Here is a 20,662-nt window from a genome sequence, read left to right as displayed (position 1 = left end):
GCAAGCCAATCCTGGCGATCTTCAGTGCCCTGTCCCTTCACTTGACGCAGTAGGCGAACCCTCGAGACGAATATCGACGGCGACGGTCTGTGATATCGCGCGGTCGAGGAACCTCGGACGCACGTGGTAGACGAAGCCGAAGTCCCGGCGGACGAATTGCGCGCGGCCCGTGATGATCGGCCTGGGCCGACCGTCACCGGGAGCGAAGCGCTCCAGTCGAATTCGCAGTGGCACTTGTCTTGTCACGTTCAGGAAAGTGAGCTCGCCAGAGAGCAGGTACTCACCCGGGCCAGAGCCCGCGGCAATACCGGTGGAGCGGTACGTCGCCGTCCGGTGCTTGTCGACGTCGACGAGATGCGCCGAGAGGATCGCGTCGTCACGACCCTTGCTACCCGTTTTCACCGACCGCATGTCAATGGTTGCGGTTACGGACGAATCGAGCGGGTCCTCGGCCACCACGATCTGACCCTGGACGGCGAGCGTGCCGTGTACGGTGTGCAGACCCAGGTGACCGACCGAGAACTTCAGCTCCGACCGGACGGTATCCACGGGCCACATCCCTGGCCTGTACCCCGGTATTTCCGATGTCGCAGAAGACATTGGTACCTCACTTGTGTAATTGCCGGCCAGCTGGACGGCACTCGGCTGTTTGCTCCAGAAATCCGGCTACAGATAGACCGCCAAATTCTGTACCCCCAGCGTGGCCTGTTCGAAATAGATTGTCCGCGCGGCGAGTTTCCACTCATCCCCTATCCGGATTCTGTCCACCCGTCGAGCCGGGAGGAACTCCAGCTGCGGCTCGTCATAGCGGGAGCGGATCAGGACGATCGAGCTGAAGACTTCGTACTCGTCGGCCTTGTCGGTCTCGTAGGTTCGCACCTTGTGCACGATCCGCTGGGTGCGCGACAACGGATTTTCTGACCAGGCACTGTCGGTCTGGGTCAGCCGCATGAGCTTCAACATCAGCGTCATGATGTTCTCGTTGAAGTGGTACATCTCCGCCTCGAACACACCCTTCGATCGATGATCGCGGGTGGTGCGTACCGGCGCCCGGTAGATGATGTCGGGCGCCAGCAGGGCCAGCCAGCCAGTCAGATTGTCGTCGTCCAGCAGCGACGACTCGTCTTCGAGCCATTCCACGATCTGGACATGGCGCGGGTCGGTTGCCGGCAACCGCTTGCCTTGCGGCAGCGGGTAATCGACGGTGCCCAGGCCCGCATGGGCGGGGGGAACAGCCTCTTCTCGGGTCGCTTCAGCGGTCACCATGCTCTCCCTTCCATCATCTCGGTGTAGCGGACCCAGAAGTTCCACTGCGTGTCGTCCTTCGGGAAGCCGGCATAGATCTCGCCGGGACCCGGCCAGTCATCTGGCTTGTTTTCGCCGGTGATCGCCTGGTAGCGCAGTTTCTGGTCCTTGCCGAGGGCACCACGGGCGGCATGGGTCTGCATCGGCCAGGTGTCAGTGTCGTCGGCCTCGACGAAACCACTGATGCCGAATGTGGCCGCTGTCATCAGATTCACGGTGTCGCGGAGTTCCTGCGGCGCGTCGCGCTCAACCAGGCTCCAGTGGAAGAGCTCGAAATGCTCCGGACCACGCGGCACCCATACCCGCCAGCTGAGGAAGGCCGACGGCGTGCCGTCGGGGAACTGGAACGGCATGCAGAGAGCGGCCACGTTCGGCCACAGCTGGCCGACCTGCGGAGTGAACTCCGCAAGGATCTTGAGTTGTCCGTCGTCGAATCGTTCCGCCAGGCCGTCGACCATGTCGGGTGACATCCCCGGCGGCGGGACGAGGTGCAGCCGCTCCATTGGCGTCATCTCAGCGAGGTTCTTGCCTTTGAGGGCGTTGACGTAGTGCTCCTGGGTCAAGTCGAAGCAGCGCACGAAATGGCCGTTATAGCTGGCGCTCACGCCCGCCATCGCCGGCTCCTGTGACTCCCCTTCAGTCGACAGCAGCTGCAGTTCCTGCATCGATCGGTGCAGCGACAGGGTATGGAAGATATCGCCGGCGAACTGCTCAGCGGCACTCTTCCAGTTTGCCTTGATGATGAACCGCTGGGGATGACCAAGGACCGTCATACCACCGCGACTGCGGTCGAACATCAGATCCCAGTAATACGTCATCGGGCCGAGGTACTCCCGCAGGGTCGGCGCATCATCGTCGAACGTCACGAAGATCATGCCGCAATAGGTTTCCACCCGCCCCTTGGCCAGACCCAGTTCGGACTTGGGACGCAACAAGCCGTGCATGTCTTCACGGGCGATGGGCGCTCCGACGAAGGTGCCGTCGGGCTTGTACACCCAACCGTGGTAGGCGCACTGAAACGTCTTGGCGTTTCCCGCCTCGAACCGGCACACCTTCGCTGCACGGTGGGCACACACGTTGAGCGCTACCGTGAACTCGCCGTTCGCCGCCCGGCTGATGATCACCTCGTCTTCACCAACGTAACGCAGGACGTAGTCGTCCAAGTTGGGAATCTCATCCTCGTGCGCTACCGCGGTCCACGCCTTGGCGAAAATGTGTTTCAACTCCAGCTGATAGAGTTCCGGATCGACCAGGACCCGCAGCGAAACTTCCCTGAAATCCTTGTCAATCAGCTCCGACAACGGGGTCCCGTCCGACAGGACCGGTCCGGTCGGGGCGTGTTTCACCTCATCTATGGTCACGACAACTTCTCCTTTTCGTGTGATTTCATTGCCCGGGACTGGCGGGCGGTGAGTCGAACACCGAGGGATCCGGCGGCCGGGTGTTCAACCTCGGCACATGCAGGCCGCCGTCGACCGGAATCGTTGCCCCGGTGACGAAGCGGGCTTCCTCGCTGGCCAGAAAGGCGACCACGGGGGCGATGTCGTCTTCCGGGTCACCCATCCGTCCCATCGGGATCATCATCGGAATCGCCTCTCCGAGAGTGGGGTTGTCGGCCACCATCTGTTCGAAGGCGGCTGAGGCGGCGATCGGCGCGATGGCGTTGACACAGATGTTGTGGCGCGCCCACTGAAAGCCGGCCGTGCGGGTCAGTGCCTGCACGCCGCCTTTTGCCGTGTTGTAGTCCCCGTGCACCCAGTTGCCGTTGTCCGCGTCGATCGAATAGAAGTTGATGATCCGCCCTCCGCCGCGGGCCTTCATCAGTGGGAACGCGGTCTGCATCCCCCACCAGACACTCCACAGTCCGACTTTCATCGTCTGCTCGAGCATTTCGTCTGTCTTGTACTCCAACGGAACATCTGGCGTCAGCGCGATGGCGTTATTGACCAGAATGTCCAGTCCACCGAAGGACTCTTGCGCGGCAGCGAGGGCGTCCCCGATATCGGCCTTCTGGGACACATCGGTCTGCACGAACAACCCTTCGCCGCCGAGCTCACCCAGGCTGTCGGCCACCTGCTTGCCTGCGTCCGGATCAAGCTCCGCGACAATGACTTTCGCACCTTCGCGGGCGAACCGACGAGCGATGCCACGGCCGATGCCTTTGCCGGATCCTGTGACGACGGCAACCTTACCGTCCAACCGACTCATTACGCGGTGCTCTCGGATCCGGCCTTAGCTTCGACGACTTCGCGGACACGCGCGCGGAAATTGGGGTCGTGGGTGTGGCTGAAGTTCACGTTTCCGCTCTCGCCGTCGAACTCATGCAGACCGGTGAGATCGCGGTCGCGGTCGGCGAAGTCGGCAGCGTAGCCGTTCTCACGAACCGCCACGATCTCCCACCAGTTGCCGTCGGGGTCGGTGAAGTAGAACGACGTGTCCCCGTGCATGTGACGGGGCTCGGTGATCTGCTTGATGCCCCACTGGTCTTTGATCTCGAGCAGCTTTTGATGTGCGACGTGGACTTCTTCCACGGTGCCGACGTCGAGGCCGTTGTGCGCCAACATCGTCATCGTGCTCTCTTTCCCGGTCTCCACCACGGCGTAGGCGTGGTTGGTCCCGAGTCGGATCATCATCGATCTGCTGCTCGGCTGAATCACCTCCAGCCCGAGTACTTCCTCGTAGAAGCGGCGCGCCCTGGCTAGATCCACGGTCTCGAGGGTGCCGTGACCGAGGCGCTGAAGCTTCAGGACAGGTTCACCGGTGAACTTGTCTGTGATTGCGGGCATCTGGAGTTCCTTCTCATCGATGGTGAATATCGGACCGGTCACACCGGGGTCTTATGGGCTGGTCTGCAGAGCTTGCATTGCGGCCGCCATCTGGGCCGAGTCCATGTATTCGTCGATCCGTCGGATCTGGCCGTTCACCACCGAGATCCGCTGAATGGCCGGGATGGAGGCCGGCTGCCCTCCGGGCAGAGTGATGTGCACGACGTGGCGTTGAACGCAGGCACCGACGACCAGTTCACGCCCTGCAATCTCGTAGCGGGGCGCAAGCGCCGCCAGTCCGGCGAGTGCCGCCAGCGCCTCTCTGGCCGGCTGTTCGACCTGGTCGTAGTTGTGCCAGATCACTGCATCGTGCGTGAAGATGGCGTCGAGAACGCCTGCGTCGCCCGTCGTCAGCGCGGCGACGAACTTCTCCACGGTGCCCAGAACGTCATGCTGATTCTCAGCCATGTGACTCGCTTTCGTTGTTCCGGCCCGATCACGGCCATACCTTGGGGGTGAAGATCGGGCGTGCGATCCTTGAGGAGATGCGCCAGCCCTCTGTGGTTTTGGTGTAGGTGTCGTGAAACTCGATGACCCGTCCGTTGTCAGTGGCGTAGACCACCGGCCCACCGTCGTCCGCGAGCGGACCGTGATAGACCATGGCGCACACCACCGCTTCTGCGGAGTCGTCGTCGGCCCTGGTCAGGTGGAAGTTCGTCAACAGATGACGGGTGGTCACCTTCGGCCGCTCCCGCATTCCCTGACGCATCTCCTCGTGGCCGTGATGGACGATTCCGGCCCGGTCGAACACCGCGTCTGGGGTGAACAGCCCGATCATGGAATCGAATTCACCGTTGTCCATGAAGTAGGCGAAAGCGTTGTTCAGGCGGCTGAGCTCCCAGTAGGTCGTCACGGCCTGTGGCGTCATCGTGGCTGTCATGGCGTCGGTGGTCATCCTGTCGGTTGTCCCGGCCGCTAGGCCAAGGCCGCCGGCGGGACGTCCTCTCCGACGAGCAGCGCTCCGACGATCGTGTAGATCTCTGCACTGGCGGCGGCGTGCTGCGCCGCTGTCCGCACATCGCGAAGACGTCGCTGCAGAGTGGATGTGTTGTACATAGCGTTGCTGCCTGCCAGCCCGAACGCTTCGTTGACGATCTCGACACACTCCGTGTGGGCCCGCGCCACCATCGCCCGCTGGCGTGTGGCCTGCAGCGGCGAGATGGGTTCACCTGCCGACGCCGCGTCCCACATCAGACGGACTTCCTTCTCGGCCAACGCACGAACCGAAGCCAACCGGATGTCGAGTTGCCCCAGCCGGTATTGGAATACGGGGTCCTCAGCCAGTCGCATCATGGGGTTGAACGCGGGTCGTTTCGTCTTGGCCAGCTCACGAAGGTCGCTCAGAGCGCCCTCGGCGATGCCCATGACCACCGCGACATGGGTCGGGCCGAGCGCCAAGCGGACAGGCAGGCGAAAAAGCGTGGTGTCCACGGTGGCTGGCCCAAAGAAGATACCAATGTGGTGATCGGGAACAAAGACATCCTTGAGCACGAAGTCGTTGCTGTTCGTCCCGCGCAGGCCAACGGAATCCCACGTTTGAACGAAGTCAGCTTCCTGAGCCGGCACCATCGCGAGCACCATCTCGGGGACACCCGCGTCGGTCATGACGGGCGCACCGTTGCGCAGCACAATGCAGCTGCCCATCATCCACTGATGCTCGTAGCTACCGCTGGCGAGAGGCCACTGACCGTTGACGACATAGCCGCCGTCGGTGCGGATCGCCACACCTTTGGGCGCGAACGCCCCGCGGGCCATGGTGTCGGGCCCTTCGGGATAGATCTCGCCGTCGAGGACGTGCTGGGGAAAACGGCCGAACACCGGCGCGAAGTCAGCACCGATCATCACGGTCCACCCGGCCGAGGCGTCGGCCTTGGCTACCTCCTCGATGACATCCATGGCATCGAGCATGCTCATCTCTTCGCCGCCGTACTGCTGAGGGACGAACATCCTGAATGCCCCTGCGTCCGTGAGCCGTTGGATCAGATCGGCCGGGATCAGCTTCGCCGCCTCGATCTCATTCGCTCGTTCGGCGATCTCGGGGACGAGCGCCCGGACGGCCTCCAGGACGGTGGTGGTGTCGGCCTCGACGGCTGTCATGTGGTGTCCTCCAATTGTCCAATCGCTCGGGCGGTTACGCCGGCGTTGGTTAGACGAATAGTTCGTGTTGAACAGTAGTAGTATTATGTGTTCAGCATCACCACGGCGTCAAGGCGTCAGCCGAAGTTTCCTTCGCACCGAACCGCGGCGCACCTCACATCGGATTGCCCCGGGAGCCCGATGCGACCTCGCTGTCCACAGCCAAGTCGAGACGACGAAATGCACTGCCGTGGAACACCAGTGGGGCAACGCCCGGCTCGGTGTGCAGCCGATGGATCTCCAACATGGCGATGGTGTGGTCGCCTCCCGGGACCTCATCGAATAGGGAGCACTCCAGCCACACCGACGCACCTGACACGAAGACGGCGCCGTCGGCCGTACGCACCCAGTCGATGTCGCTGAAGCGATCGCCCTTGCCCGACAGCCGCACGCATGCATCCTCCTGGTCCTGTGCCAGCACGGTCAATCCGAGCCGACGCAGCCGTCGCAGCCGGGGCCAGGAGGTGGATGTTTTCTGCATGCAGACTGCCACCAGCGGCGGATCCAACGACAGCGAAACAAACGAGCTCGCCGCCATCCCGACTGGATCGCCGCCTGCGCCCACACCGCACACTGCAGTCACGCCGCTGGGGAAGGACCCGAAGGCGGTACGTAGCACCCGTCGGTCCGTTGATATCGGATTAAGTTCCGTGACACGTTGTTTCGGGTCAGCCAACCTGCGCTCCTCCGGCCATCGCGAGGGTGGCCCCAGGCGAAAGGTCATATGCGATTAGGACACAATCTGTATAGACTGTTCAACTCAGGACGATACCCCAAATAGTTTCACTTCCCAGGCCATCGGAGGAGCCGAGCATCATGGCAGACAGCCAGCTACCACTTGTGATCACAGTCGACCGGTCGAAGTGCTGCGGATACACCCTGTGCGCCACCGAAGGTCCCGACGTCTACACGATCGACGACGCTGGATACGCCGTTGCACCTGAGAGCGTGCCGCTTGAGCTCGAGGCTCAGGCCTGTCGAGGAGCGGAGGCCTGCCCTGCCGACGCCATCACCGTGCGTCGCGCCGAACCCGGCCAGTGATGTCGACGATTCGGGCCGATTGAGGTTTCAGACCAGGTGCAGGTCGGGAGTCCATCGGGTCAAACAGGGCAACGCCAGGATCGCCCGCGGCACGTCGGCCAGATCGGGGGTCGGCAACACGTACGCCGACATCACGATGCGAAGGATCAGGTCACAGAGCTGACCACTGGTGACACCCATGGACCGAACGGCACGGGTCATGTTCAGAGCCGGCGCCAGCAGCTCGTCCAGCAGGCAGACGAACTCCGGAAAGATCTGCTGCAAGAAGTCCACGCCGAAGCCCGGTTCAAGGGCGATCACCTGCACGATTTCCGGATGTGCGCGGCCCACGTCGGCCATCGCTTCCACGACCACCCGGACACGTACGTCGAGTTCGGGCCGTTCTTCCACGGCGTTGACGATTCCGTCTTCAAACAGCTTCACGACTCGTACGCCTACCGCATTCAGCAAGTCCTGCTTCTTACTGAAGTAGTGATACAGCGTTCCGCGGGCGATCCCCGCCTCAGCGCTGACGTCGGTCATTGACAGCCTTCTGGCCCCGCTGCGTGCCAGCGTCGTAGTGGTCGCGTCGAATATGCGCGCAAGCGTGTCCTGGTTTGCCGCCATCAGTGCCTCCTGTGCCTTCCCACTCAGCAGAGCGTATTCCCGCCGTGCAGAAGAAGACGTGGAATCGACAACATTATCCATATTTGTTCGAAACCAGTCAGGACGTCTCGATTGGAGTCGCAATCGTCCGTCCGCGCAGCACCAAAACCTGGGCGACAAACGTTACGATTTAGACAGAATCATTGTTAAGTGTCTTGTCGTGCGCTGCGGCCGGTGCTAGCGTCGGCGCTGCGTCGTCATCACGGGGAAGCGGTCCCGCGGGCCCGAGGCATCGATACTCGAGGCCGCCGTGGACCGATCGGTTGACCAGCGACGACGGGGGTCGAGCGTGACTGCCCCGACTGCCACGGTTTCTTCACGAGGACAAGGGATTATGACGACTACACAGGAGTCCGTTTCGGATCTGGCACTGTTCGACAAGAAGCTCGACGAACTGCACCTTCGTGGCCAGTGGCAGTACGACGCGCAGTTGGTCCAGCTCACCGACGGCCCTGTCCCGGCGGGTGTGCCGTTCCGTTGGTCATGGCAACTCGCGGATCGCGCGCTGACCGAGATGTGCGCGGCGGTGTCCGGCGAAACCGCCCGCAGGAACTTCACTTTCATCAACCCGGCTCCTGACGTCAACGGCACGTCGCAGACCTTGGCAATGGGCATGCAGATCACCCTTCCCGGCGAGATAGCCCCGGCGCACCGGCACTCCATCAACGCCTTGCGCTTCGTCGTGGACGGTAGCCCCGACCTGTTCACCGCGGTCGACGGGGAGAAACTTCCCATGGAAGACGGTGACCTGGTCATCACGCCGGCCTACTCTTGGCACGATCACCACAACGAAAGCGATAAACGCGGCGTCTGGCTTGACATCCTCGATGTGCCGCTCATGGGTTATCTACGCCAAATGTTCTTCGAACCGTTCGGTGGGCGCACACAGCCATTGCATGAAGATGCTGCGTCCTGCACGAGCAGTCGCGCCGCCCATGTGCGCCCCGCGTGGGAAGCTCGACAGAGCTTGCGGATTCCATTCCGGTACCCGTGGAGCGAGGTTCGGGCCGCCTTGGGCATACATCGTCACAGTGGCGGCAGCCCGTTCGACGGTGTCATCCTGCACTACGCCCACCCAATCAGCGGCGGACCGACGCTTCCCACCATCGACTGCTTCGCACAGCTGCTCCGTCCAGGGCTGCGCACCGAACGCCACCGCCACACTTCCAGCGCGGTCTACTACGTCGTGGAAGGCGAAGGCACCACAGTTGTCGGCGACGAAGAAATCGACTGGTCTGTCGGCGACTCGTTTGTAGTGCCCAACTGGATGTGGCACGCCCACATGAACCGGTCCTCCGACGTCGACGCCGTGCTCTTCTCCGCAACCGACGCTCCGGTGCTTCAGGCGCTCGGAATGTACCGCGAGGAGCCCCACCGCTCATTCGGTACCCAGCCGTATCCCACCGTGCCCGGCGATCTCGCATCACCGGCGAAGACACGGGCTTGACCGTGGCGATCACCCGTGCGGACATCAGAGGGATCGTGGGCATCGTGCCGACGCCTGCGACCAACGACGCCGATGACTGGCGTTGCCTGAACAGCGTCAATGTCGTTGAGACCGAGAAGATGATCGAGCAGGTCGTCGACGCCGGGATCGAGATCGTGATGACCACCGGAACGTTCGGTGAGTGTGCGTCGCTTACTCATCATGAATGGCTTCAGTTCTCGGCCTGCGTCGCCGAGACGATCCGGGGCCGGGCGGCGTTCTTCGCCGGCGTGACGACTTTGAACACCCGCGACACAATCGCGCGGGGTCGCGAGGCGATCGACGCCGGCGCCGACGGACTCTTCGTCGGTCGTCCCATGTGGCTGCCGCTCGATGACTCCGGCGTCGTGCGCTTCTATCGCGATATCACCGAGGCATTGCCCGGGGTTCCGGTAGTGATCTATGACAACCCCGCCGCGTTCAAGGGCAAGATCAGCGTCGACGCGTACCAGCAGCTTGCCGATGCGCCCGAGATCATTGCGACCAAGCACGCAGGCGGACCGACTCTGGAGGGCGACATCGAGGCCTTCGGCGACAAGGTTGCCGTGCTGCCCCTCGATAGCGACTGGGTCCGCGTTGCCAAACGCTTCCCGGACAGGGCCACGGCGTGCTGGTCGGGGAACGTCGCCTGCGCGCCCTCCCCGTTGGCCTCACTCTCGCGCGCCGTGCTGTCGCAGGACTGGGCACAGGCGGATGACATCTCCGAGCAAGTGAACTGGGCGTTGGCCCCGCAATTCGGCGGTGACATGTCGCGCTTCATGGATTACAGCATTCCGGTCGGGCGTGGGCGGTTCCGCGGAGCGGGCTTGATCGACTGCGGGCCCAGCCGGCCGCCATATACCGATGCACCGGCCGACATGGTCGCTGGCGGTGAGGAAACCGGCCGCCGGTGGGCCGCACTGGAACAGAAGTACCGCGGCTTCCGCTGAGCTGACCGAGTTGTGTGACCGACAGTGGCCGGTCACGGTGGGCCTAGGTGTTTTGTAGCATCCTTCGTAGGGAGTCTGGATGAGTGCTGCCTATCCAGAAGCGACGGCGCGGGCGGAGGTGGGCGGTGATGCCCTCGAAGAGATCGCCGACGCGGCGCTGTGGCTGTGCACCGCGATTGTCCATCACGCCGACCGGGTCCGGCCGAACCCAAGAGCTATGAAAGTTGTTGGGCACCAGGCATCGTGCGTGTCATGGCGTCTAAGAGACCGAGGTGAGTGAAGCCATCAGCACACCGCAGCAGGGCGGTTGGGGTGGCGGATACCGATTAGCCAGAGCCCACAAACAGCCGGTACGTCAAACCGATGTGGCATGGGCCTTGGCGCAAGCCGTCAGCGACCGACTCGACCCGGTCCACCGCGCCCAGATCTACGCCACCTTGGGCGCCGGTGAAACGTTCGACACGATAGTCGAGCTGCTGCGTATCGCGGTGCACTGCAACATCGAGCTGGCCCCCGAACTCGTTGCCGACCTGAGGAGTTGGCACAGCGGGTACCGCGGGACCGATGACGAAGCCGGCCTCGCCGCGTTCATCGCCGCACTCAGCGGCCCCGATGCAACCACCGATACCGCACCGTTTCCTGCTGCCTGGGACCCGGCGAGCAGCCCACAATCGGCACACCCCTTCAGCGACCGCCCGATGAGGCAGACGTGATCCGCGCTGCACCACCTCGGGCGAGGTGACCGTCGAGCAGTGTGGATGCGTGGAGCGGTCCAGGAGCCGAATACTAAGACAACTCAGTCACTGTTGACGTGAGGCGGTGGCGATGTCACTGATCGCCATCACAATCGCTTTCGGCTCGGTGAAGAACTCACGGCTGAATGTGCCACCCTCCCGGCCGATTCCGGAATCGCCCACCCCGCCAAACGGTGCCCGAAGGTCACGAACGAAGAAGCAGTTCGCCCACACGGTGCCCGCGTTCAGCGCGGCTGCCACGCGGTGGGCCCGGGAAAGATTCTCGGTGAACAACATCGCGTTCAGCCCATACGGCGTGTTGTTGGCTAAAGCGACGGCGTCCGCTTCGGTGTCGAAGGGCGCGACGACCGCAACTGGGCCGAATATCTCTTCACGGCAGAGCCGCGCGGTAGCAGGTAGATCGGTCACGATCGTCGGGCGGATGAGCCACCCCTCCCCCGGACCACCCGTGCGCATGGTGCCCCCATCGGCGGCGATACCCTCGACGTAGGAGCGGACCTTTCGCCAATGTTCTTCCGACGCCAGTGGACCGAGCTGGGTGCCAACGAGCTTGGGGTCACCGGCGATCAGTGATTCGGCGGCACTGACAAAACGTGCCAAGAACTCATCGTAGATTTCCCGCTGGACGTACAACCGGCTACCGGCGAGACACACCTGCCCGGCGTTGGAGAAGATCGCGCGGATCGACCAGCTCACCGCGCTGTCGAGGTCGGCGTCGGCGAAGACCAGATTGGCGCCCTTCCCGCCCAGTTCCAGGCTCACCGGGGTCAGGTGTGCCGCCGCCGCGGCGGCGATGGTTCTGCCCGTACCCGTTTCGCCGGTGAAGGTGATCCTGTCGACTCGGGGATCGCCGGTGAGGGCGGATCCCACAGAGCCGGGGCCATACCCGTGCACGACATTCAGGACCCCATCGGGCATTCCGGCCTGCAAAGCAAGTCGTGCAAGGATGGTCGCCGACGCGGGAGTGTCCTCGGCAGGTTTGAGGACGACGGTGTTCCCCCACGCGAGTGCCGGTGCGACCTTCCACGTCTCGAGCATCAGCGGGAAGTTCCACGGCGCGATCGCGGCGACGACACCCGCCGGCTCGAATCTGGTGTAGGCGTGGTGACCGCTGTCCATCGGCAGTGCCTCACCGACTGAGAGCCGCGCATGGTCGGCGAAGAACCGGAAATTCTGTGCCGACCGCGGCACGTCGTTGCCACGGGTGTCGGTGATCGGCTTTCCCATATCGGTGGTGTCAGCCAGGGCGAGTTCGTCGCGGTGCTCCATGATCAGATCCGCGAGGCGGTGCAGAATTGCGCCCCGCTCAGCCAAACCCATTCGTGGCCAAGGGCCTTCGTCGAAGGCGCGGCGCGCGGCGGTTACGGCCCGGGCGGCCTCCTCAGCGCCGCCGAGGGCCACCTTGGCCCACGGCTGGCGGGTCCACGGATCGACGGTGTCGAAGCACGCCAGACTGGCCGACTCGGCCTCTTCACCATCGATGACGTGAGGTATGAGCTCAGTCATGAACCCTTGTTCCGCTCCGCGATGGTCACGTCACCGGCGGCCCAGTGTGTATCGGGAACTTCGCGCAGTACCACCCGGATTGTGGAGCGGGAGGCGCCCAGTGCCGTCTCGACGGCTTCGGTCAGCTCGCTGATCAGCGTGCGTAACTGGTGCGGCGCGCGGCCCTGGACCAGCGTGACTTCGACTAACGGCATGGCGTTACTTCCCTCCGTGGACGACGAGCGAACCAAGGTTCGAAAAATGCATCCTCACAACGGCCTTCGAGTTGAGCGCAACCGCGTCCGTCATCCCGCCGGTAAGCACAATCCAGCCGCGCTCGATCGCCATACCGCGGTCGGCGAGCACGTTCGCCGCCAATGCCAGCGCCTCGGCGGGGTGTCCCTGAACCGCGGCTCCTGTGGCGCTGTCGACGATGACGCCGTCGACTTCGACCAGGCACGCCTCCAGTGAGAGGTCCAGTTCCTCCGGCGGCAAACCAATCGGACCGGTCACATATCGCCCCGATGAGGCGTTGTCAGCGACGACGTCAGGCAAGGTGAACCTAAAATCGCTGTAGCGGGAATCAATGATCTCCATGCCCGCGTAGACGTGCCCTACCGCTGACATCGCCTGTGCCGCTGTCACACCGGGACCACGCAACCGGTTTTTCATGACGAAGACGAGTTCCGGCTCGACGCGGGGATGAATCAGTGCCCCCTCCTGCAACGGCGCCCCGGCGGGCAGCGTCATCGCATCGGTCAGCCACGCGACCAGGGGCGACGAGATACCCATTCGCTGCTGCTTGGCTCGTGACGTCAGGCCGAGCTTTACACCGACGACGGTTTCACCACGCTCAACTCGACGGCACAACGTCTCGTCCTGAACCGCGTAGGCCGTTCGCAAATCGAGGTCAGGCCAATCGTCGGTGATCGGGTTGCGGGCAGTTCGCGTGTCCTCGGCGTCGAGCAGCTCGGTCGCCGCTCGGTCAACTGTCCATGTGTTCATGACTTTCCTTCGGCGAAACGTGCGGTGACGTGCCCGAGTTGAGCGAACTGCGCGGTCCAGACATCGCCCGGCCGCACCGCTTGTGCCGCGGTCACCGAACCCGGCAGCACGACGTCGCCGGCACTCAGATGGTCGTTCTGCTGACCCAGTGTGTTGGCCAACCATGCCAGCGATATCACTGGCGAGCCGAGCGCCGCCCCACCGGCACCCGTCGCAACCACCTCGCCGTTGCAGTACAGGTTGCAGCCGAGGAGCCGAAGGTCCGCGTCGGTGGGTCGAACAGGATGCCCGCCGAGCACAACCCCACCGGACGAGGCATTGTCGGCGATCGTATCCGCGATGCTGATACGCCAGTCGGCGATGCGGCTGTCGATGATCTCCAGTGCCGGCAGCACGAAGTCCACTGCAGCCACGGCCTCGGCGATTGTCACGCCGGGACCGGCGAGGTCGCGCTTGAGTATGAGGGCGATCTCCGGCTCGACACGCGGCTGCAAGAAAGCCGTCACTGCGATGGGATCGGACTCCGAGTAGAACATCTCGTCATGCAGAACACCGAAATCCGGTTGACTCACTCCCATCTGACGTTGCATGGCCGCCGAGGTCAGGCCCACTTTGTGGCCCTTGATGGTGCGGCCTCCGGCCGTCCACCGGTCGACCTGTGCTCGCTGGATGGCAAAGCCCTCCGCAACGGTCAAGTCAGGGATTCGGTCGGTCAGCGGGGCGATCGGGCGGCGCGTCCCATAAGCCGCAAGCAGGTCCTCGGCCATCTGACGGCACTCTTCGGTACGCATCACACGCTGGGCTCAGGCGCAACGACGGAAAGCGGTGCAGTCGAGCGGGCGGCGAGTTGAGCCTGGGAGACGGTACGCTGGGTCGGCCCCAACCACATATCGATCGAGCCCGGCTCTGCAAGGTCGAACATGCGCGGAGTCCACGCGTCGTCGTCGATCAACTGGACCCCGAATGAGTACTCGTAGGTCAGGTTGTCCGGCCCGAGGAAGTAGATGAAGATGGCCGTCGACGTCGGGTGCCGGCCTGGCCCATGCAGAATCTGAACTTCGTTCTGTTGCAGGAATCTCCAGTTGCGCATCACATCGTCGAGAGTCTCAACTTGGAAGTTGATGTGGCAGAAACCCGGCCCGGCGTCGTTCTGGAAGAACGCCAGCTTGTGATGGACGGGGTCGATTCGCATCAGGCAGGCGCCGTCACCGATCCAGTCGGACACCTTGGCGCTGAACACCGTGGACCAGAAGGCGTGCGCGGCCCGTACATCGGGAGCGTCGAGGCACAGGTGACCAAACTCCGCGATCCCTGCGGCGGGTCGACCGAAGTTGATCGGACGGGCCAGAGTGCTCTGGCCGGAGACCAGTTCGACGTGGTTGCCGAACGGGTCGTCGAAGGCGATGAAGTTGCGAACATGCCGGTGCCGCGCTTCCTCTTCGGAGCCACGCGTTACCGTGCAGCCGTACTGCTGCAACTCGACTTCGGCTGACTCCAGCGCGGCATCATCTCGCAATGAGAACGCCGATGCGAGGACGCCGGGCTGGTCGGATTCAATCAGCGCCAGGCAGTGATGACGGCCGTCGGCCCGCAAGTAGGTGACATCGTGTTCCTGCACTATCGGATCCAGCCCCACGATGTCCACCGCGAAGCTGGTCGCACGCTGGAGATCCGTCACCCCCGATCGCACGTAAGCGATGTCCTGCAGTTCGATCATCTCCGGCCTTCCTGGACCTACCGACGGAACTCGATACGCACTACCGCGCCGCGCGTGCGCCATCCGGTAATTACTTATGTGCATGAACTATATTGCGTACTACCCCTTCGGGTCAAAGCCCTCTTTGTGTTCTTGCTGAGACGCCGGGCGCAATGGGCAACCGCTGGGCGGATTCGTCGGTCTTATTCTGCGCAACAGCTCATTACGTGGCCCGGGCGTCATCGCGCCGCGGGCATAGTAGCGTCCAGATTGGTTGTCCCACTGAAATATTTCGGAAGATGAAGTTTCCGGCGAAGTTGGGCGCTAGAGTTGGATCGGACGAGTAATACTTCAGGAAGTGAGCATCTGCACGTGCAATCCTCTCTCGATAGCAACAAGACGGATGTCGCGGCCCTGCTTGACCGTGACTGGCGGATGTTGATCGGGGGCGATCGCGTCGCCGCCGGTGACGACGCGACAATGGAGATCACCGCCCCGCACGACGGCTCCACGATCGCCCGCGTGCCTGCCGCCAGCCCCGCCGACGTCGACGCGGCTGTCGCGGCCGCCACCGCGGCGTTCCCGCAATGGCGCGACACCACGTTGCTCGAGCGCGCTGAGATGATCAGGTCGTTCGCGCAGAGGCTGCGTTCCCGTGCAACCGATTTCGGCCTGCTCGACGCTGTCGACACCGGCAATCCCGTGACAGCCATGATCGGCGACGTCATGATGGCGGCCCGGTGGCTCGACTACCACGCAGCGGTGGCGTTCAGCATCACCGGCGACACCCTTCCGTCAATGACGCGCAGCTGGCTGATGACCCGCAAAGAACCGTACGGCGCGGTCGGGCGGATCATTCCCTACAACCACCCGATCCTGTTCGCTGCCGCCAAAGTGGGCGCCCCGCTGATCACCGGCAACACCCTGGTTCTCAAGGTGCCTGATCAGGCTCCGCTGTCTTCGCTGTTGATGGCCGAATTGGTACTCGAGTCGTTTCCCCCCGGCGTCGTCAACATCATCTCGGGAAGCGGCGCGGTGGCCGGTGACGCCCTGGTTCGGCACCCCGGCGTCAAGCGCATCGCACTCATCGGCAGCGTCCCCACTGGCCAGAAGGTGATGGCTGCGGCGGCCGAAGCCGGCATCAAACACGTCACGCTGGAACTCGGCGGCAAGAACGCGATGATCGTCTGCCCGGATGCCGACCCGAGCGCCGTCATCGAGGGCGCGGCTTTCGGCATGAATTGTCATTGGAGCCAGGGGCAGTCCTGTGGATCGACGACCCGTCTCTTTCTTCACGAGTCGCTTCATGATCAGGTGGTCTCTGGTCTGGTCGAGCGACTGAAATCGATCAGGATCGGCCATCCGCTGGAGCCGGCGACCGAGATGGGTTGCCTGGTGTCCCAAGCGCAGTTCGACAAAGTGAACCACTACATCGACGTCGCGAAACGGGAGGGGGCCAGGCTGGTCACCGGCGGCCGACGGCCCCCGGGAAGCGAATTCGAGGCAGGCTTTTATGTCGAGCCGACGGTCTTCGCCGACGTCGACATGTCGATGACCGTTGCGCGCGAGGAGATTTTCGGCCCGGTCTTGTCAGTGCTGCGATTCACCGATCTCGACGACGCCGTCGCTCAGGCCAACGAGTTACCATACGGTCTGACCGGTGCTGTCTGGAGCAACGACATCACCACCGCGGTCTCGGTGGCAGACCGGCTCGACACCGGCTATGTGTGGATCAACGGCAGCGGCAGCCACTTTCTCGGTGCGCCGTTCGGTGGTCACAAGAACAGTGGCACGGGCACCGAAGAGGGAGTCGAGGAATTGGAGAGTTACCTCCAGACCAAGACCGTCAACATTCCCTTCCGCTGACTTGCACGCTCCTCCCGACAAAGCGACAAATTGGTTGATGTCGATACTGTACGGAGCCAGACAATCCACCATCTTGATCTATCGGGAGGCGACCCTATGCCGCGACGGCCCCGAAACCCACCCTCCATCGCCGAGCAGATCGCGAGAGCGGCCGACCGGGAGGGTCCGGAGTTCGACACCGCTGTCCTCGGACTGACGCTGGCGCTCTTCCGTACCGCGACCGCCTTTGAACGCGCTCACGTCAGCGAACTACTGCCGCACGACCTGAACATTAGCCAGCTCAATATCCTCACGGTGCTCGACCGCGCCCCTGAGCCGCTGACGATGGGGGCGCTGGGTCAGGCGGTGTCCGTGCTGCCGGCTAACCTGACCGGTGTCGTGGACGGGCTGGCACGGCGGGGATACGTCGAACGCATTACAAATCCCGAAGACCGTCGATCGTTTCTGGTCCGCATCGGTAAACCCGGCCGCAATTTCCTGCGCAAGTTTCTGCCCGGACATTGGACATACCTACAGACCCTGATGAGCGATTTGACACCCCCGCAGAAACGTCAGCTGCAGAGGTTGCTCAACAAGTTCATGGATTCGATCGAACAGAACTGCCAGCCCGTCGCCAATGGCGCTGAGGTCAACCGCCCCCGGCCAAGGCGCCAGGGTGACGTGTCTTCATGAGACTGTCCGTATCAGACCAGGCCATGTTGTGATCGACCTGCACACCCACGGGCTACCCCGCTCCCTTCCCAACTTCGGCCGACGCATCGCGGGTTCGTGGCCTGAACTGGTGCACACCGGACCGTGTAGCGCCGACATCATGCTCGGCGACCGGCACTTTCGGTCGGTGACAGAGCAATGCTGGAACCTGGAGCGACGGCTCGCCGACATGGAGACCGACGGCGTTGCGCGACAAGTTATTTCACCTATACCGATCACTTTTTCTTACGATCTGGGCACTGATGGCGTGGCCGATTTGGCACGCGTGCAGAACGAATGGATCGCCGATGCCGTTCGCGCATATCCGACACGGTTCAGCGGACTGGGCACAGTCCCGTTGCAGGACCCGGACCGGGCCGCGGAGATGGTCGTCGAAATCCGGCAGGATCTCCGCCTCGCCGGCGTGGAGATCGGCTCGAATGTGTGCGGAGCCAATCTCGACGACCGCGCACTGGATCCCTTCTTCGCCGCCTGTGCCGAACACGGCGCGCTGGTCTTCGTGCATCCGTGGCAGGTGCTGGGTTCGGATCGCCTCAGGAAGTACGGTCTCACCGAATCCATCGGAATGGGCGCTGAGACAGCGACGGCCGCAGCGTCATTGGTGATAGGCGGCGTCTTGGACCGCCATCCCGAACTCGATATCCTGCTCGCTCACGGCGGCGGTGCGTTCCTGGCGCTACTGCCGAGAATCGAGCGATTCTGGGAGAACTCGTTGACAGCAACGGACCGCGGCGACGGCCCATCGAGTTACGCCGATCGCTTCTATTACGATTCGCTGCTCTTCGACGCGGATGCGGTCGCGGCTCTGGTCGGGCGCGTCGGGGCCGATCGGGTAGTGGTCGGCACCGATTATCCGTTCGCCATCGCTGAGCGCCCAGCCGGGGCGGCCCTGCTGAGCGCGGGCCTACCCGAGGCGGTCGTTTCATCGGTCAGCGTGGTGACAGCCGAGAGAATCCTCGGACTCGCCTGAGCGACAACGGCCTTCCTGCGCGCCTACACCCGCGCTGCGCTGATCGTCGAAGGTACGAACACATCCTCGAGTCGCAACGGGCGTTTGCTGAACCCCTGCTCGTGCGCGTACGCCAGCAATGCGTGCAGGGCAGCGGCGTTGTGGCCGACGCCGCCGCGAAAGGGATCGCCGAGAAGATCCTGTTCTCCTTCCGCGTAGGAGGACTCCCATATCAGGCTGGTAGTGCAGACTGCGGTGTCGATGAGCTCCGGCTGCACGGGCTTGCGGGCCGTTTCGAACGCATCGACGAGATTGTTGGCCACCCAGGGGTGAGCGTTGAGGACCGAACGTTTGATGACCACCACATGCATGATGGGAACGACCTGCGTCACGTCGAAATAGGCGCGCTCCGCCGCACGGAAGTCGGGCCACAACCGTCGAATCCGCGGATCGCCCTGCATGAACGCCTGTGGCGTACGCGCAGTGATCAGCGCGTCCAACTCACCGCGAATCAGTTGGGCGCTGAGGGTGTCCTCGTCGCCGATGTGGGAGACGTCGAAATGGCGGGGAGGTGTTACCGGCGCCTTCTCCTGGCGGCCTGGCTGTTCGAGACCACCCGTACGCCAACGGATCGACGCAAGATCGACTCCGTGATGTTCGCCGAGGATGCCCCGCATCCACAACGAGGCGGTCATGCTCCATTCGGGGGTCCCGACGGCACCACCGTTGAGGTCGGCCGCCTCGACCACATTCGCGCCGGCGCGGACGTACACGCTGGAATGCCGGAAGAGCCGCGACGGGAATATCGGGAGCGCAACGAAGGGACGATCGGGATCGTCGACTGTGGACAGGTATGCACCCATCGAATACTCAGCCACGTCGAATTCGCCGTACTTGCCCTGGCGCCAGAAGAGGTCTTCGATCGCGTGGTGCAAGTAGCGGATTCGTATGCCTTCAGGGGCGACCTCGCCGGTATAGAGGCGACGCGTTCTGTCGTAGAGTTCGCCACCGTAGGTCAATTCGAGACGCTCCGCACCGTTCATGGGAGCAATGCCTCGATCTCATCGGTAGCCGCGTTCAGCTCGCTGAGCACTGTTCTGCGCAAGCTCCTGGTCATTCGGCTGACCGGCACCGAGGCGTTGAGGGCATACGCTCCGCTGCGCAGCGGTACCGCGATAGAGATCACGCCCACCTCGCCCTCTTCGTTGCTGATGGCGTACCCGCGCCTGCGTACGTCGGCCAGCTCGGCGTTGAGTCCCGCCCTCGACGCGATGGAGTTCCGCGTCATCTGCACCAGATCCGGCTGGGGATAGAGCCGGTCGAGCTCCTCGGGCCCGAGCGCAGACAGCAGTGCCTTGCCGGTGGACGTGCAGTGTGCGGGCATCGCCACGCCCAGACGATTGGATACCCGCAGCGCCTGCGGACTTTCGATGGACGCGACGAAGTCGACCTCGGCGCCTTCGAGCCGTCCCAGATGCACGGTCTCCCGCAGACCGGCGTTCAGCTTCTCCAAGACCGGCCGGGCCCGGTCGCCGACATCGAGCCGGCGCAGCACGCTGAAGGCGAGCAGATCCAGGCCCGGTCCTGCACGGTAGGCCTTGGTTTTCGGATCCTGGCGGATCAGTCCGCGGTAGGACAGCATGGCGAGCAGCCGGTGCGCCGTCGAACTGGCGAGGCCGAAGTAAGCACTCACGTCGGTGAGCCGCAACTCATTCCGTGTTGCGAGGAGCATGACTATCTGCAAGGCGTTGTCGACCGACTCCACCGGGTACTGGGGTGTCGGCCCGTATGCCCGGGTGACAATCGGTTCTGCTTGCATCGTCATCAG

General features: G+C 63.4%; 24 protein-coding genes. 7 read left to right on the top strand and 17 right to left on the bottom strand.

Translation table 11 applies throughout. The features are described from left to right. Positions 1 to 21 precede the first annotated feature (21 nt). The 9 genes from ABDC78_RS21365 to ABDC78_RS21325 all read right to left on the bottom strand — a co-directional run bounded on the left by ABDC78_RS21365 (position 22) and on the right by ABDC78_RS21325 (position 6,942). The gene (locus tag ABDC78_RS21365) at positions 22 to 558 is read right to left on the bottom strand and encodes a YceI family protein (RefSeq protein WP_256736437.1); all 537 of its coding nucleotides are present in this window, start codon (positions 556 to 558) and stop codon (positions 22 to 24) included. Positions 559 to 666: 108 nt separating this feature from the next. Continuing rightward, entirely contained in the window at positions 667 to 1,266 is a 600-nt protein-coding gene (locus tag ABDC78_RS21360) for an aromatic-ring-hydroxylating dioxygenase subunit beta (protein WP_256736436.1), read from the bottom strand. Beyond that, positions 1,260 to 2,666, bottom strand: a complete 1,407-nt coding sequence (locus ABDC78_RS21355; RefSeq protein WP_347133185.1) for an aromatic ring-hydroxylating dioxygenase subunit alpha — start codon at positions 2,664 to 2,666, stop codon at positions 1,260 to 1,262. Before ABDC78_RS21355 ends, ABDC78_RS21360 begins: the two co-directional genes overlap by 7 nt. A 25-nt stretch (positions 2,667 to 2,691) precedes the next feature. Continuing rightward, on the bottom strand, positions 2,692 to 3,513 hold the full coding sequence (locus ABDC78_RS21350) for an SDR family NAD(P)-dependent oxidoreductase (protein ID WP_178361846.1): 822 nt from the start codon (positions 3,511 to 3,513) through the stop codon (positions 2,692 to 2,694). Then, complete coding sequence (locus tag ABDC78_RS21345) at positions 3,513 to 4,091, bottom strand: VOC family protein (protein WP_178361845.1); 579 nt, start codon at positions 4,089 to 4,091, stop codon at positions 3,513 to 3,515. Before ABDC78_RS21345 ends, ABDC78_RS21350 begins: the two co-directional genes overlap by 1 nt. A 51-nt stretch (positions 4,092 to 4,142) precedes the next feature. Further along, positions 4,143 to 4,538 carry a nuclear transport factor 2 family protein gene (locus tag ABDC78_RS21340; protein ID WP_178361844.1) on the bottom strand — a complete coding sequence of 132 codons (396 nt, stop codon included), beginning with the start codon at positions 4,536 to 4,538 and terminating at the stop codon, positions 4,143 to 4,145. A 28-nt stretch (positions 4,539 to 4,566) separates the two neighbouring features. Beyond that, on the bottom strand, positions 4,567 to 5,025 hold the full coding sequence (locus ABDC78_RS21335; protein ID WP_178361843.1) for a nuclear transport factor 2 family protein: 459 nt from the start codon (positions 5,023 to 5,025) through the stop codon (positions 4,567 to 4,569). Between the two features lie 20 nt (positions 5,026 to 5,045). Further along, positions 5,046 to 6,227 carry an acyl-CoA dehydrogenase family protein gene (locus ABDC78_RS21330; RefSeq protein ID WP_178361842.1) on the bottom strand — a complete coding sequence of 394 codons (1,182 nt, stop codon included), beginning with the start codon at positions 6,225 to 6,227 and terminating at the stop codon, positions 5,046 to 5,048. Between the two features lie 154 nt (positions 6,228 to 6,381). Next, positions 6,382 to 6,942 (bottom strand): flavin reductase family protein, encoded by a 561-nt coding sequence (locus ABDC78_RS21325; RefSeq protein ID WP_178361841.1) that lies wholly within the window; start codon positions 6,940 to 6,942, stop codon positions 6,382 to 6,384. Between the two features lie 140 nt (positions 6,943 to 7,082). On the opposite strand from ABDC78_RS21325, the gene ABDC78_RS21320 reads away from it, so the two are divergent. Further along, the gene (locus tag ABDC78_RS21320; protein ID WP_178361840.1) at positions 7,083 to 7,307 is read left to right on the top strand and encodes a ferredoxin; all 225 of its coding nucleotides are present in this window, start codon (positions 7,083 to 7,085) and stop codon (positions 7,305 to 7,307) included. Positions 7,308 to 7,334: 27 nt separating this feature from the next. On the opposite strand, the gene ABDC78_RS21315 is transcribed toward ABDC78_RS21320, so the two are convergent. Next, positions 7,335 to 7,829, bottom strand: a complete 495-nt coding sequence (locus tag ABDC78_RS21315) for a TetR/AcrR family transcriptional regulator (protein ID WP_347133183.1) — start codon at positions 7,827 to 7,829, stop codon at positions 7,335 to 7,337. A gap of 457 nt (positions 7,830 to 8,286) precedes the next feature. Between ABDC78_RS21315 and ABDC78_RS21310 the strand changes: the two genes are divergently transcribed. The 3 genes from ABDC78_RS21310 (at position 8,287) to ABDC78_RS21300 (ending at position 11,080) form a co-directional block, all read left to right on the top strand. Continuing rightward, a complete protein-coding gene (locus ABDC78_RS21310) occupies positions 8,287 to 9,399 on the top strand; it encodes a cupin domain-containing protein (protein ID WP_178361839.1) in 1,113 nt (370 codons plus the stop codon). Between the two features lie 2 nt (positions 9,400 to 9,401). Further along, complete coding sequence (locus ABDC78_RS21305; protein ID WP_347133528.1) at positions 9,402 to 10,367, top strand: dihydrodipicolinate synthase family protein; 966 nt, start codon at positions 9,402 to 9,404, stop codon at positions 10,365 to 10,367. Between the two features lie 272 nt (positions 10,368 to 10,639). Next, entirely contained in the window at positions 10,640 to 11,080 is a 441-nt protein-coding gene (locus tag ABDC78_RS21300) for a hypothetical protein (protein ID WP_178361837.1), read from the top strand. Positions 11,081 to 11,167: 87 nt separating this feature from the next. On the opposite strand, the gene ABDC78_RS21295 is transcribed toward ABDC78_RS21300, so the two are convergent. Genes ABDC78_RS21295 through ABDC78_RS21275 form a run of 5 tightly spaced genes read right to left on the bottom strand, consistent with a single transcriptional unit; the run spans position 11,168 to position 15,329 of the window. Beyond that, positions 11,168 to 12,628 (bottom strand): aldehyde dehydrogenase, encoded by a 1,461-nt coding sequence (locus ABDC78_RS21295; protein WP_178361836.1) that lies wholly within the window; start codon positions 12,626 to 12,628, stop codon positions 11,168 to 11,170. Next, complete coding sequence (locus tag ABDC78_RS21290; protein ID WP_178361835.1) at positions 12,625 to 12,822, bottom strand: 4-oxalocrotonate tautomerase family protein; 198 nt, start codon at positions 12,820 to 12,822, stop codon at positions 12,625 to 12,627. Before ABDC78_RS21290 ends, ABDC78_RS21295 begins: the two co-directional genes overlap by 4 nt. Positions 12,823 to 12,826: 4 nt before the next feature. Continuing rightward, the gene (locus tag ABDC78_RS21285; RefSeq protein ID WP_178361834.1) at positions 12,827 to 13,612 is read right to left on the bottom strand and encodes a fumarylacetoacetate hydrolase family protein; all 786 of its coding nucleotides are present in this window, start codon (positions 13,610 to 13,612) and stop codon (positions 12,827 to 12,829) included. Beyond that, a complete protein-coding gene (locus ABDC78_RS21280) occupies positions 13,609 to 14,403 on the bottom strand; it encodes a 2-keto-4-pentenoate hydratase (RefSeq protein ID WP_178361833.1) in 795 nt (264 codons plus the stop codon). The genes ABDC78_RS21285 and ABDC78_RS21280 overlap by 4 nt, the downstream gene beginning before the upstream one ends. Continuing rightward, the gene (locus ABDC78_RS21275; RefSeq protein WP_178361832.1) at positions 14,403 to 15,329 is read right to left on the bottom strand and encodes a VOC family protein; all 927 of its coding nucleotides are present in this window, start codon (positions 15,327 to 15,329) and stop codon (positions 14,403 to 14,405) included. The genes ABDC78_RS21280 and ABDC78_RS21275 overlap by 1 nt, the downstream gene beginning before the upstream one ends. Before the next feature lie 351 nt (positions 15,330 to 15,680). Between ABDC78_RS21275 and ABDC78_RS21270 the strand changes: the two genes are divergently transcribed. The 3 genes from ABDC78_RS21270 to ABDC78_RS21260 all read left to right on the top strand — a co-directional run bounded on the left by ABDC78_RS21270 (position 15,681) and on the right by ABDC78_RS21260 (position 18,855). Beyond that, on the top strand, positions 15,681 to 17,174 hold the full coding sequence (locus ABDC78_RS21270) for an aldehyde dehydrogenase family protein (protein ID WP_178361831.1): 1,494 nt from the start codon (positions 15,681 to 15,683) through the stop codon (positions 17,172 to 17,174). Between the two features lie 96 nt (positions 17,175 to 17,270). Continuing rightward, positions 17,271 to 17,846, top strand: a complete 576-nt coding sequence (locus ABDC78_RS21265) for a MarR family transcriptional regulator (protein WP_178361958.1) — start codon at positions 17,271 to 17,273, stop codon at positions 17,844 to 17,846. Then, positions 17,791 to 18,855 carry an amidohydrolase family protein gene (locus ABDC78_RS21260; RefSeq protein WP_256736434.1) on the top strand — a complete coding sequence of 355 codons (1,065 nt, stop codon included), beginning with the start codon at positions 17,791 to 17,793 and terminating at the stop codon, positions 18,853 to 18,855. The genes ABDC78_RS21265 and ABDC78_RS21260 overlap by 56 nt, the downstream gene beginning before the upstream one ends. A 23-nt stretch (positions 18,856 to 18,878) precedes the next feature. On the opposite strand, the gene ABDC78_RS21255 is transcribed toward ABDC78_RS21260, so the two are convergent. After that, positions 18,879 to 19,877, bottom strand: a complete 999-nt coding sequence (locus tag ABDC78_RS21255; RefSeq protein ID WP_256736433.1) for a 4,5-dihydroxyphthalate decarboxylase — start codon at positions 19,875 to 19,877, stop codon at positions 18,879 to 18,881. Next, the gene (locus tag ABDC78_RS21250) at positions 19,874 to 20,659 is read right to left on the bottom strand and encodes an IclR family transcriptional regulator (protein WP_178361829.1); all 786 of its coding nucleotides are present in this window, start codon (positions 20,657 to 20,659) and stop codon (positions 19,874 to 19,876) included. Before ABDC78_RS21250 ends, ABDC78_RS21255 begins: the two co-directional genes overlap by 4 nt. Between the last annotated feature and the right edge of the window lie 3 nt (positions 20,660 to 20,662).

Origin of the sequence: Mycobacterium sp. DL, assembly GCF_039729195.1 — a bacterium.
Lineage (GTDB): Bacteria > Actinomycetota > Actinomycetes > Mycobacteriales > Mycobacteriaceae > Mycobacterium > Mycobacterium hippocampi_A.
This window is presented reverse-complemented; position numbering and strand designations above follow the sequence as displayed.